Origin of the sequence: Pseudotabrizicola sp., from assembly GCF_030684215.1 — a bacterium.
Lineage (GTDB): Bacteria > Pseudomonadota > Alphaproteobacteria > Rhodobacterales > Rhodobacteraceae > Pseudotabrizicola.
Genome location: NZ_JAUXOV010000021.1, coordinates 70632 through 82713, shown reverse-complemented (window position 1 = coordinate 82713; position 12082 = coordinate 70632). Strand labels below are relative to the sequence as shown.

Below are 12082 nucleotides of genomic sequence, written 5' to 3'. Positions count from 1 at the left end.
TCGCATGAGGGAGGAACACGGCATGACACAGCGCAGCATTCTGATCACCGGGGCAGGGTCTGGCATTGGGCGGGCGACCGCACGGGCCTTTATCGGGGCGGGCTGGCGCGTGGCGCTGGTGGGCCGGCGTGAGGATGCGCTGCGTGAAACGGCGGGCACGCATGAAGCGCTGGTTCTGCCGCTGGATGTGACGGACCCCGCGCAGGTTGACGCAGGCTTTGCGCGGGTAGAGTCGACGTTCGGGCGGCTGGATGTTTTGTTCAACAATGCAGGCATGTCTTTGCCCGGCAAACCTATTGACGAGATTGCGGTGGCCGACTGGTTGGCGCTGTCGAATGTGAACATCACCGGCATGTTCTTGTGTGCCCGTGCGGCCTTTGGATTGATGCGCCGGCAAAGCCCGCAGGGCGGACGGATCATCAACAACGGATCCATCAGCGCCGACCGTCCGCGACCGGGGTCGGCGCCCTATACCATGTCAAAACATGCGGTCAGCGGGCTGACCAAGACGTTGGCGGTGGACGGGCGGCGGTTTGATATCGCTTGCGGTCAGATCGACATTGGCAACGCCGCCAGCGAAATGACTGCCGGGTTCTCGGCTGGTATGCCGCAAGCCAGCGGCGAGATGCGGCCCGAACCCCTGATGCCGGTTGTGCATGTGGCCGAGGCGGTTTTGCATATGGCCAACCTGCCGCCGGATGTGAACGTGCCGTTCATGACCATTATGGCGCGCGACATGCCCTATCTTGGGCGCGGCTGATCCGGTTCGCGCTTAGCCAAGGCCGGGTTTGCAGAACATGTCATACATCAGCGCAATGGTACGGCTGACCTTTGGGTCTTGAATGGCATAGTGAATGGCCTTGCCCTCACGGCGGCACGACACCAGCCCTTCAAGCCGCAGGCGCGACAGTTGTTGGCTTACGGCGGCTTGCCGGCTGTCAAGCAGGCGCTCCAGATCGGTCACGGTCTTTTCGCCCGATGACAGATGGCACAGGATCATCAACCGCCCTTCATGGCTCAGCGCCTTGAGAAAGCTGGCGGCCATTGCGGCCTGCACCTCCATCGCTGCGGGGGGCAATGCTTCACAACCGGCCTCAACTGGCCGTGCGCTGTCGGTGTGATTTGTCATGCTGTCCACTGACATGGCTCCATTCCGCCCCGGTGGTTTCCGGTTCCACCAATGTAATGCGTGATGGCCCCCCGAGACAAGGGTGCCATCACGACCGGGTGTTTTGCCGCGTCAGCGACCCCTGATCCGCGGGTCAAGCGCATCGCGCAGGCCGTCACCGATGTAGTTCACCGACAAAACGGTCAGCGAAATCGCGACACCGGGCCAGATCACCCGCTCGGGGTATTGCTGGATGTAATCGACGCCATCAAACAGTAACCGACCCCACGTCGGGAAATCCGGCGGAAAGCCAAGGCCAAGGAAGGACAGCGCGCTTTCGGTGATGATGGCGCTTGCGATGCCAAGCGTGGCCGACACCATGATCGGGCTGACCACATTGGGCAGGATATGGCGCAGGATCATCCGGCGTGATGGCGTGCCGATCGACCGCGCGGCCAGCACGAATTCGCGCTCCTTCAGCGCCAGTACCTCGCCACGCACGATGCGGGCGGCCTGCATCCAGCTGGTCACACCGATAGCGAACACGATCAGCAGAAAGGTGCCGCTTTCTGGCCCCATGGCGCGGGCCAGCGGGTCGCGGAACAACATGACCATGACCAGCAGCAAAGGCAGCAGCGGCAGGGCAAGGAACAGGTCTGTCAGGCGCATCAGCGGGCCGTCAAGGCGTTTGAAATACCCTGCCGTCACCCCAACAAGCGTGCCAAGGAAGATCGAGATCAGCATGGCCACCATGCCAACCGCAATCGAGACCTGCCCGCCCTTCATCATCCGGGCCAGCATGTCACGGCCAAGCTGATCGGTGCCCAGTGGGAATTGCCAGCTTGGCGGTTTGTTCCGGGTGCGGATCATCTCTGCCCCGTTGGGGTTGATATAGCTCGGATCAACGGTCCAGATAAAGGGACCGATGGTCACGAACAGGATCAACAGCACAAACACCGTCAGGGCTGCAACGGCGCCCTTGTGTGTCTTGAACTGCGACCAGACATCCGCCCATTGGCTGCGGGGTTTTTCAATGACGGATGTATCAGTCATAGCGGATCCTCGGGTCGAGCATGCCATAGAGCACGTCGGCAATCAGGTTGAACATCACGATCAGCACGGCAAAGATAAAGGTCAGGGTTTGCACCATCGGCAGGTCAGACCCTTGGATGGCGTTGATCAGCAATGCGCCCAGACCGTTCACCTTAAACACCTGTTCGGTGATGATTGCGCCGCCGAAAATGGTGGGGATACCCAGCGCAATGACCGTAACCACCGGGATCAGCGAGTTGCGCAGCACGTGTTTCAGCACCACCACACGTTCAGACATGCCCTTGGCGCGGGCGGTGCGCACATAATCCTGCGCCAGATTGTCCAGCATGGACGATCGCATATAGCGGCTGATCTGTGACGCATTATACAGCGCCAGCACGGCCACAGGCATCGCCATCTGTTTGACCTGAAGCATGAAACTGTCCCAGTCCGTCACCTTGAGCGAGGTGTTGTAGATCGATGGGAACCAGCCAAGGTTGACCGAAAACACCAGGATCAGCACCACGCCGGTAAAGAAGGTCGGCACCGAAAACCCGATCATTGCAATGAACGTGCCCAACTGGTCGAACCATGAATACTGCCGGTAGGCCGAGTAAATTCCAATGGGCACCGCGATGATCACGCCGATGACATAGGCCGAGCCCACCACCGTCAGGGTCTGCGGCATGCGCTCAACGATGATATCCATCACCGGGCTACGCGACTGCCAGCTGACGATCCGCTGCATGCCTTGGGAATAGCTGCTGCCAAAGATGCTGTCGATCAGCACCAGCGGTTCAACATAGAAAAACTGTTTGAGCCAAAGCAGATAGCGCACGAAAATCGGCTCGTTCGCGCCCATGGCCTCGATGATCTTGAGCCGCACCTCGGGGGGAACGGTCAGGGGAATCTGGCTCATCGGTGAGCCAGGCGCGAAATCGACCAGCAGGAAGATCACCAGACTGATGAACAGAAGCGTCGGAATCGCCAGCAGCAACCGACGGATCGTAAAGGTGAGCATGGGCAACGCCTCGAGTCAGCAGTCGTTGAGGGAGGGGGAACAGAAAAGGAAGGCGGGGCGGGAGTCTGAAAAACCCCGCGCCCCGCCCCGATGTCAGATCACTTGATGCGGAACCAGTCGCTTGCGTTCCACAGTTCTGAATCCCAAGTGTTCAGAACAACACCACCAAGCGTGGTGGAATGCGCCGACAGGCGGCCACGGTGCACCAGCGGCACGATCACATAGCTGTCTTTCGTCAGCATCTCGTTCAGGCGGATGGCGATTTCGCCGCGCTTGTCCATGTCGCGGGTCGCGGCCAGTTCGGCGACCAGCGCATCATAGGCCGGATCGCAGAAGCGGTTGACGTTTTCACCCTGCCAGCCGTTCGCCGGGCTTGGGGCCTTGTCGCACAGGTATTGCGCAAGGTAGGGTTCCGGATCGGTGCCGTCGAAGTTGTTGGCATACATTTCCACGTCTGCATAGAACTTCTGGAACGTGTCCGGCGAGCCTGGGTCGCCACCGAAGTAGACGCCACCATCAATGGACTTCAGCTCGACATCGACGCCCAGCTCGTTCCACCAGCCCTTGATCAGGGCCTGAAAGTCCTGACGCACGGCGTTGACCGAGGTTTGGTACAGGATTTTCAGCGGCTTGCCGTCTTTTTCGCGGATGCCGTTGGCCCCCACGGTCCAGCCTGCTTCGTCCAGCAGGGCCTTGGCGCCGTCCATGTCCTGCGCGATGCAATCGGTGTTGGGCGAGGCAAAGGTCGCAGGCGCCGGCACCAGGTTGCAGGTCGGCTGGCCTGCGTTGCCATAGCCGACCTCGACCAGCAGGGCGCGGTCAATTGCCATCGACAGTGCCTTGCGCACGCGCAGATCCGACAGGAACGGGTGCGGATGCGCGGCGGTCGAACGCTCGCCCTCGGGCAGGTCCGGCGACGGGTTGGTCAGGTTCATTTCGATCCGCTCGACCAGCGTGCCAAAGGCCGAAACGAACTGGCCCTTGCCGCCCTTTTCCATCTGGACTTGCAGTTCGGGGTTGATTTGGGTGTTCCAGGCGTAATCGAATTCGCCGGTTTCCATCACCGCACGGGCCGCTCCGGCTGCGTCGCCGCCGCCCTTGACGGTCATGGTGGCGAAGGCCGGTTTGGCCGGGTCGCGGTAGTTCGGGTTTGCGGCCAGTTCGACCACGTCATTCACCTTGAAGTCGGTGACCATGAACGGGCCGGTGCCGATGGGCTTGAAGTTCTGCTCGGTGCAGGTTGGTGCGGCTGCACCAAGGCAATTGGCGAATTGTGCCGCCTGCAGAATGGGCGAGGTACCACCGACAAAGGCGGTGAACGGGTTCGGCTTCGGTGCGGTCCAGGTGATCTTGACGGTCAGCTCGTCAATGGCCTCGACCTTCTCGATGCCCTCATAGCGCGCGGCCTGCGCGCAGCCACCGGCAGGATCGGTGCAATATTGGTAGGAGAACACCGCATCGGCCGAGGTGAACGGCGTGCCATCCGACCAGACCAGACCGGGGGTGATCTTCCAAGTGATTGTGGTCAGATCCTCAGAGATACCGCCGTTTTCCACGGACGGAATCTCGGTGACCAAGCGCGGGATGACATTGCCATCCTGGTCAAAGCCGGCCAGCGGTTCCAGCACAAGGCTGCCCACTTCCACATCTTTGGTGCCCGAAGACAGATAGGCGTTCATGATCGACACGGCCTGCGAATACAGAACCTTGACGTTGCCATCGGCCCCGCGTTCCGCAAATGCGGCAGGCGCAAAGGCCAGCGTGGCGGCGGCACCCAGAAGGGCGGTTTTCAGTTTCATTGAGAGACTCCTTGTTGGTTGTGCTCTTTGGCCTCGAATACGCCGGTTGATCCGGCGACACTGGTATTGGGGTACAGGTGGCAGGCGACCATACGGCCCGGTTCCACTTCGACCAGTTCGGGTTTGACCTGACGGCACAGGTCAAACACCTTGGGGCAACGGGTGCAGAAGTTGCAGCCCTTGGGCGGATTGGCGGGGGAGGGCACATCGCCTTGCAGGATGATCCGCTGGCGCGACCGCGCAAGGGTCGGGTCGGGTTCGGGCACCGCTGACAGCAGCGCCTCGGCGTAAGGATGCAAGGGGCGCGCATAGAGCGCATCGCGCGGGGAAAGCTCCGCGATCCGGCCCAGATACATCACCGCCACCCGGTCCGCGATATGGCGCACCATCGACAGATCATGGCTGATAAACAGATAAGTCAGGCCCAGCTTTTCCTGCAAATCTTCCAGCAGGTTGACCACCTGCGCCTGAATCGACACATCCAGTGCAGCAATCGGTTCGTCACAGACAATGAACCGCGGGTTCAGCGCAAGAGCGCGCGCAATGCCGATGCGCTGACGCTGACCGCCGGAAAATTCATGCGGAAAGCGGTTGGCAAAGCGGCGGTTCAGACCGACCGCATCCATCAGTTCGTAAATCCGGGCGAGCTTTTGGGTGCTGTCCAGGTCGGTATGCTCATCCAGCGGCTCGCCGATGATATCGGCAAGGGTCATGCGCGGGTTCAGACTGGCTTGCGGGTCTTGAAACACCATCTGCATTTGCGGGCGTGCTTTGCGCAACGCCTCGGGGGCAAGGGTGGCGACGTCGGTGCCGTTGATGACCACATTGCCAGCGGTGATTTCATACAGCCGCAGCAGGGCGCGGCCCACGGTGGATTTGCCGCAACCGGATTCGCCAACCAGACCAAGCGTTTCCCCCGGCATTATATCGAAGCTGACCCCATCAACGGCCTTCACATCGCCGGTGTGGCGGCGCAGCAGGCCCGAATAGATCGGGAAATACATCTTCAGTCCGCGCACCTGCACCAGCGGGGTGATGGATTTCGGCGCCTGATCAAGCATGGGCCACCTCGGCTGTCCAATGGCAGGCTACGTCATGCCCCTGACCGACGGCCCGACCGTCAATCGCGCGGCGCTCAGGGTTTTCGGCCTCGCACCGGGCAAAGGCATGGGCGCAGCGGGCGCGGAACGGGCAGGCGGTGGGCGCGCCGATCAGGATCGGCGGCTGGCCTTCGATCACCTGAAGCCGCGCCTCGCGTTCGCCGGTCAGCGACGGAATGGTTTTCAGCAGGGCGCGGGTATAGGGGTGCTGCGGGTTGGCAAACAACTCTTTGACCGGGGCCTGTTCTACCACCTGACCGCCATACATCACCATCACCCGGTCTGCGATCCCGGCGATCACGCCCAGATCATGCGTGATCCAGACAATCGCCATCCCCAGCTTTTGCCGCAGGTCTTTCACCAGTTCCAGAATTTGTGCCTGAATGGTCACATCCAGTGCCGTTGTCGGCTCGTCCGCGATCAGCACATCGGGGTCGCAGGCCAGTGCAATCGCGATCATCACCCGCTGACGCATGCCGCCGGAAAACTGGTGCGGATAGGATTTCAGCCGCGCCGCCGCATCGGGGATACCGACCAGCGCCAGCAATTCCGCCGCGCGGACCTCGGCCTGTTTCTTGTTCATCCCCATGTGCCGGATCAGCGGTTCCATGATCTGGTTGCCAACCGTGAACACCGGATTCAGGCTGGTCATCGGGTCTTGAAACACGAAACCCACCTTGGCTCCGCGCACATCGCGCAGTTCATCAGCGCTGATTTTCAACAGGTCGCGGTCGCCCAACATCACAGTGCCCGCCCGCACATCAGCAGGCGGCGAGGGCAAAAGCCCGATCAACGACATCATCGTTACAGACTTGCCAGAACCACTTTCCCCGACAACGCCCAAAAGTTCACCGGGGTTGAGATGGAAGCTGACAGAATTAACGGCATGCACTTCACCCCCGCGGGTGCGAAATACGGTCTTTAGCCCCCGGACATCAAGGACGGGCGCGGCCCCATCGGCCATATGTTAACCCCCAAGTCGTTCTTTTTATTTATTTTTTCGGCGCTGGCACCAAGGGCCCGCCCGTGATTTGACCAAGTGTTAGATATTTTTCTGCATCCCGCAAGCAGCTTGTTTGCGCTTCCCTTGCGTCAGCCGTTGGAGGCTTGACCTTGCCCGTTTTTGCGGCGCACCTTTGCCACAACCGCAACAAGGACGCGCCCATGACCCAAAGACTCTCGCCGCGGCAAATCCTTGATCGCTTGGTGGCGTTTCCCACGGTCAGCCGTGACACCAACCTGCCCTTGGTGGATTGGGTAGAGACCTATCTGGCCAGCCATGGCATCACCGCTCATAGGCATTGGAATGAGGACCGGACCAAGGCCGGGCTGTTTGCCCATGTCGGCCCGATGGAGCCGGGCGGGGTGATTCTGTCGGGCCATACTGATGTAGTGCCGGTCGATGGTCAGGACTGGACCTCGGACCCGTGGACAGTGACCGAGCGCGACGGGCGGATTTACGGGCGCGGCACCTGCGACATGAAGGGGTTTGATGCGCTGTCGATCTGGGCGCTGGTTGAGGGCCAAGCGCGTGGGGTGCGTCGCCCGCTGCAGATCGCGCTGTCCTATGACGAAGAAACCGGCTGCATGGGCGCGCCGCCCTTGATTGCATCATTGCAAGCCGCGTTCCCAAAGGCCGATCTGGCAATCATTGGCGAGCCGTCGCGGATGAAGGCGGTCAATGGCCACAAGGGCGGGGCGGGCTACCGCGTGCATGTGCGCGGGTTCGAAGTGCACTCATCATTGCTGCCGCAAGGGGTCAGCGCGATCATGGAAGCTGCCCGCCTGATCATGTGGGCCAATGATCGCAACGCAGAAAACCGTGCCAAGCCTGCCTCGGCGGTGGCGGCGTTGTTCGATCCACCCTGTACCACTCTGCACACCGGTATGATCTCGGGCGGAACCGCGCATAACATCACCGCTGCCGATTGCCGCTATGTGATGGAATTTCGCGTGGTGCCGGGTGAATCCCCCGAAGACTGGTGCCAGGCGTTTGAGGCCGAGGTGGAGCAATTGCGCGCCGCCATGCAAGCTGTGCGTCCCGAAGCCGATGTGCTGCTGGAGCGGTTTTTTGACGTGCCGCCCTTGGTGCCCGAAGCCCAAGGCACAGCCGAGGCGCTGGTGCGTCGCCTGACCGGCGACAATGCCACCCATGTTGTCAGCTATGGCACAGAGGCCGGGCATTTTCAGGCGGCAGGCATTTCCAGCGTTGTCTGCGGCCCCGGCGACATCGCGCAGGCCCATCAGGCCGACGAATATCTGGAGCTTAGCGAGTTTCACGCAGGGCAAGCGTTCATGGAAAAGCTGCTGGCTGATCTGATATGAGCTTTCCGATCTCGCTGGCGACGCCTATCCGCTTTCCCGGTCCGCTGCCCGCAGCGGCCGACGTGGTGGTGTTGGGCGGCGGGATCATCGGAGTGATGACTGCTCTATACCTGGCGCAGGCCGGGCAAAAGGTGGTCTTGTGCGAAAAGGGCCGGATCGCGGCGGAGCAAAGCAGCCGCAACTGGGGCTGGATCCGCCAACAGGGGCGCGACAAGGATGAATTGCCGATCGTGGTTGAATCGCTGCGGCTTTGGCAGGGGTTTGCGCAGACCTTTGGCGACGCGTTGGGCTTCTCGCAGGCCGGAGTGATCTATCTGGCCAATACCGATGCCGCGTTAGAGGAGTATGAGGCGTTTTTGCCCCATGCGCAGGCAAATGGCGTCGATACCCGCATGCTGGCGCGCTGCGAGATTGCGACCATGCTGGGCTCCTCAGCCGCGTGGAGGGGCGCGATGATGACGCCCTCGGATGCACGGGCCGAGCCATGGGCCGCCGTGCCGCTGCTGGCAGGCCTTGCGGCTGAGGCGGGGGTGTGCATTGTAGAACATTGCGCCATCCGCGCGCTTGATGTGCAGGCGGGCGCGGTGGCGGGGGTGATCACTGAACAGGGCAGGGTACGCGCTGCACGGGTTGTGGTGGCTGCAGGCGCATGGTCGCGGCTGTTTCTGGCAGCGCATGGCGTGGCGATCCCGCAACTGTCGGTGCTGGCAAGCGTGGCCCAGACCGAGCCGATGCCCCAGATTTTCGCAGGCGGCGCCACCGACAGCCATTTCGCCTTTCGCCGCCGGATGGATGGCGGCTACACGCTGGCTCCGGGGGGCGAACATGATTTCTTCATCGGCCCCGATGCGTTTCGCAGCTTTGCCCATTATCTACCTGTGTTGAAAAAGGATTTCCGGTCAACCCATTTCCGCGCCATGGCCCCAAAGGGATATCCAGACGCATGGCGCACCCCGCGACGGTGGGGCGATGGCGCCAGCCCGTTTGAAGCAACGCGCATCCTGAACCCCGCGCCCAACATGGCTAGCCTTGGCCAGGTGCAAGACCGTTTTGCCGCTGCATTCCCCACGCTTGGCCGGCCAAAAATCAAATCCGCATGGGCCGGGATGATCGACACAATGCCCGATGTGGTGCCGGTGGTGGATCACGCAGCCATCTCTGGCCTGACCATCGCCACGGGCATGAGCGGGCACGGCTTTGGTATTGGTCCCGGCATGGGGCGGGTGGTGGCCGATCTGGTGATGGGGCGGGCCACAGGCCATGACCTGACCCGGTTTCGCCTGTCACGGTTCAGCGATGGCACCGCACCACAGGTCGGCCCGGCCCTCGCCTGATGCCTCAATTTTGATCAAAAGGTCAGAATGGCGTGCTGCCCCTCTTGAAGATGGGCGCATTCCGGCCCACCATCCGTGCAACCGATGGATAGGAGGCCCCGATGCCCGTCAAAAACCGTTTCGCCGAAATGCTGCCCGAAATCACCGAATGGCGGCGCGATTTCCACACTCACCCGGAACTCTTGTTTGAGGTGCACCGCACTGCTGCGCGCGTGGCCGACCTCTTGCGTGAGTTCGGCTGTGACGAGGTGGTGACTGGCATCGGCCGCACCGGGGTTGTCGGCGTGATCCATGGCAAAACCGACACCGCAGGCCGCGTCATCGGGTTGCGCGCCGATATGGATGCGCTGCCGATCAATGAACAGACCGGGGTGGATTACGCCTCGACCACGCCCGGCGTGATGCATGCCTGCGGCCATGACGGCCACACCGCCATGCTGCTTGGGGCCGCGAAATATCTGGCCGAAACCCGCAACTTCGACGGCCGCGCCGTGGTCATCTTCCAACCCGCCGAAGAAGGCGGCGGCGGTGGGCGTGAGATGGTCAATGACGGCATGATGGACCGGTTCGGCGTGCAGGAAGTTTACGGCATGCACAACATGCCGGGCATCCCGCTTGGCACCTTCGCGATTCGCCCCGGTGCGATCATGGCGGCGGCAGACCAGTTTGAGATGACCGTCACCGGCAAGGGCGGCCACGCTGCCAAGCCGCATGATTGCATCGATACCACGGTTGTGGCTGCCCATATCATTGTGGCACTGCAGACCATTGCCAGCCGGGGGGTCGACCCGATGAAACAGGTCGTGGTCAGCGTCTGCACCGTGCAGACCGATTCCACCGCCCATAACGTGATCCCGCAGGTGGTAAAGCTGAAGGGCACGGTGCGAACCATGGACCCCGCCGTGCAGGATTATGTCGAACAGCGGATTTCCGAGATTGCGACCGGCACAGCCACGGCACTGGGTGCCAAGGCCACGGTCGATTATCAGCGCGGCTATCCGGTCACCGTCAACGCAGACGAAAATACCCGCCACGCCGTCGAGGTGGCCAAGTCAGTGTCAGGTCAGGTCGATGACAACACCGCCCCTTTGATGGGCGCCGAGGATTTCAGCTTCATGCTGAACGCCCGGCCCGGTGCCTATATCTTCCTTGGCAACGGTGACACCGCCATGGTCCACCATCCGGCCTATAACTTCGACGACAACGCTATCCCGTTCGGCTCAAGCTGGTATGCCGGCATGGTCGAATCTCGGATGCCCGCCGCCTGAATCAGACCCTGCCTCCCCCATTTTCTGTTCACAAATATCCTCGGGGGGGGCGCGAAGCGCCGGGGGGCAGACGGCCCCCCTGCACCTTGTCAATCATAACTCAGGCTGGTCGCCTTGCCGCGGAACACTGTATAAGACAGCACCGTATAGCCAATGATCATCGGCAGCACGAACAGCGCGCCAAACAGGATGATTTTCAGGCTTTCCGGGCTGGAGGCAGCCTCATATATCGTCAGCTGCTCGGGCACGATATAGGGGTAAAAACTGTAGCCCATCCCGAAAAATCCCAGCACCATCAAGGTGGTGGCTCCGGCGAACGGGAACCATGCAAAATGGTCGCCCTTGGTTGGCAGATGGCGCAGCGCGACCCATAGCAACACAATCAGCGCCAGCGACATCAGCGGCAACGGCGCCAGCAGCACCACCTCGGGAAAGCTGAACCAACGCTCAAATATCCGGGCACTGACAAAGGGTGTGGCCAGCGACACCGCGCCAAGCCCCAGCGCCATCCCCCAGATCCCGCCACGCGCCCAAGCCACAGCCTTTAGCTGCAACGCCCCGTCGGTCTTCAAGATGACCCACCCCGCACCGATAAAGCTGAATGCCACGGTCAGTGCACCTGCGGTCAGAACCGCGAAGACCACATGGAACACCGTCCATTCCAGCCCCATTACATACATGCCCAGCATGAACCCCTGCGACGCCGAGGTCATCAGACTGCCCGCAAAGAACGCCCGGTCCCATGACGGTTTATGCGCCAGCGGTGCCTTGGCGCGGAATTCAAATGCAACGCCGCGCAGGATCAAGCCGATCAGCATGATCGCAACCGGCAGATACAGTGCGGTCAGGATGGTGCCATGTGCGGTGGGAAAGGCCACCAGCAGAATGCCGATGGCCAAGACCAGCCAGGTTTCATTCGCATCCCAGAAGGGCCCGATCGACGCGATCATCCGGTCGCGTTCGGCGGGGGCTGCAAAGGGAAACAGCAGCCCCACGCCCAGATCAAACCCGTCAAGGATGACATAAAGCAGGATCGAAAGCCCCATCAGGGCGGCAAAGATCACCGGCAGGGTTGTGGCATCAAGGGTCATCGGT

The 12082-nt window shown here is 61.6% G+C and carries 11 protein-coding genes; 4 read left to right on the top strand and 7 right to left on the bottom strand.

Translation table 11 applies throughout. From position 1 onward, the window contains the following. The first annotated feature begins 22 nt into the window (after positions 1–22). Positions 23–760: an SDR family oxidoreductase gene (locus tag Q8K08_RS02520; protein ID WP_304799148.1), complete on the top strand. Its 738-nt coding sequence runs from the start codon at positions 23–25 to the stop codon at positions 758–760. A 12-nt stretch (positions 761–772) separates the two neighbouring features. On the opposite strand, the gene Q8K08_RS02515 is transcribed toward Q8K08_RS02520, so the two are convergent. From Q8K08_RS02515 to Q8K08_RS02490, 6 genes are all read right to left on the bottom strand, one after another. Next, entirely contained in the window at positions 773–1129 is a 357-nt protein-coding gene (locus tag Q8K08_RS02515; protein WP_370870483.1) for an ArsR/SmtB family transcription factor, read from the bottom strand. Between the two features lie 111 nt (positions 1130–1240). Beyond that, positions 1241–2161, bottom strand: a complete 921-nt coding sequence (locus Q8K08_RS02510) for an ABC transporter permease (protein ID WP_304799140.1) — start codon at positions 2159–2161, stop codon at positions 1241–1243. Then, positions 2154–3161 (bottom strand): ABC transporter permease, encoded by a 1008-nt coding sequence (locus Q8K08_RS02505; protein ID WP_305249104.1) that lies wholly within the window; start codon positions 3159–3161, stop codon positions 2154–2156. Before Q8K08_RS02505 ends, Q8K08_RS02510 begins: the two co-directional genes overlap by 8 nt. A gap of 98 nt (positions 3162–3259) precedes the next feature. After that, on the bottom strand, positions 3260–4960 hold the full coding sequence (locus tag Q8K08_RS02500) for a peptide ABC transporter substrate-binding protein (protein WP_304801640.1): 1701 nt from the start codon (positions 4958–4960) through the stop codon (positions 3260–3262). Beyond that, positions 4957–6021 carry an ABC transporter ATP-binding protein gene (locus Q8K08_RS02495; protein WP_305249103.1) on the bottom strand — a complete coding sequence of 355 codons (1065 nt, stop codon included), beginning with the start codon at positions 6019–6021 and terminating at the stop codon, positions 4957–4959. The genes Q8K08_RS02500 and Q8K08_RS02495 overlap by 4 nt, the downstream gene beginning before the upstream one ends. Further along, complete coding sequence (locus tag Q8K08_RS02490) at positions 6014–7024, bottom strand: ABC transporter ATP-binding protein (RefSeq protein ID WP_304799805.1); 1011 nt, start codon at positions 7022–7024, stop codon at positions 6014–6016. Before Q8K08_RS02490 ends, Q8K08_RS02495 begins: the two co-directional genes overlap by 8 nt. A gap of 200 nt (positions 7025–7224) precedes the next feature. Between Q8K08_RS02490 and argE the strand changes: the two genes are divergently transcribed. From argE to Q8K08_RS02475, 3 genes are all read left to right on the top strand, one after another. Beyond that, positions 7225–8385 (top strand): acetylornithine deacetylase, encoded by a 1161-nt coding sequence (gene argE, locus Q8K08_RS02485; RefSeq protein WP_305249102.1) that lies wholly within the window; start codon positions 7225–7227, stop codon positions 8383–8385. Beyond that, complete coding sequence (locus Q8K08_RS02480) at positions 8382–9719, top strand: FAD-binding oxidoreductase (RefSeq protein ID WP_305249101.1); 1338 nt, start codon at positions 8382–8384, stop codon at positions 9717–9719. The genes argE and Q8K08_RS02480 overlap by 4 nt, the downstream gene beginning before the upstream one ends. Before the next feature lie 101 nt (positions 9720–9820). After that, a complete protein-coding gene (locus Q8K08_RS02475) occupies positions 9821–10987 on the top strand; it encodes a M20 aminoacylase family protein (RefSeq protein ID WP_305249100.1) in 1167 nt (388 codons plus the stop codon). Positions 10988–11076: 89 nt separating this feature from the next. Here Q8K08_RS02475 and Q8K08_RS02470 read toward each other — a convergent pair whose 3' ends face one another. After that, positions 11077–12078: a cytochrome d ubiquinol oxidase subunit II gene (locus Q8K08_RS02470; RefSeq protein ID WP_304798878.1), complete on the bottom strand. Its 1002-nt coding sequence runs from the start codon at positions 12076–12078 to the stop codon at positions 11077–11079. Between the last annotated feature and the right edge of the window lie 4 nt (positions 12079–12082).

Bases quoted from the DNA above. Each gene is read 5' to 3' on its own strand.
- Q8K08_RS02520 (WP_304799148.1), top strand. From the start codon at position 23: ATGACACAGCGCAGCATTCTGATCACCGGGGCAGGGTCTGGCATTGGG.
- Q8K08_RS02515 (WP_370870483.1), bottom strand. From the start codon at position 1,129: ATGACAAATCACACCGACAGCGCACGGCCAGTTGAGGCCGGTTGTGAA.
- Q8K08_RS02510 (WP_304799140.1), bottom strand. From the start codon at position 2,161: ATGACTGATACATCCGTCATTGAAAAACCCCGCAGCCAATGGGCGGAT.
- Q8K08_RS02505 (WP_305249104.1), bottom strand. From the start codon at position 3,161: ATGCTCACCTTTACGATCCGTCGGTTGCTGCTGGCGATTCCGACGCTT.
- Q8K08_RS02500 (WP_304801640.1), bottom strand. From the start codon at position 4,960: ATGAAACTGAAAACCGCCCTTCTGGGTGCCGCCGCCACGCTGGCCTTT.
- Q8K08_RS02495 (WP_305249103.1), bottom strand. From the start codon at position 6,021: ATGCTTGATCAGGCGCCGAAATCCATCACCCCGCTGGTGCAGGTGCGC.
- Q8K08_RS02490 (WP_304799805.1), bottom strand. From the start codon at position 7,024: ATGGCCGATGGGGCCGCGCCCGTCCTTGATGTCCGGGGGCTAAAGACC.
- argE (WP_305249102.1), top strand. From the start codon at position 7,225: ATGACCCAAAGACTCTCGCCGCGGCAAATCCTTGATCGCTTGGTGGCG.
- Q8K08_RS02480 (WP_305249101.1), top strand. From the start codon at position 8,382: ATGAGCTTTCCGATCTCGCTGGCGACGCCTATCCGCTTTCCCGGTCCG.
- Q8K08_RS02475 (WP_305249100.1), top strand. From the start codon at position 9,821: ATGCCCGTCAAAAACCGTTTCGCCGAAATGCTGCCCGAAATCACCGAA.
- Q8K08_RS02470 (WP_304798878.1), bottom strand. From the start codon at position 12,078: ATGACCCTTGATGCCACAACCCTGCCGGTGATCTTTGCCGCCCTGATG.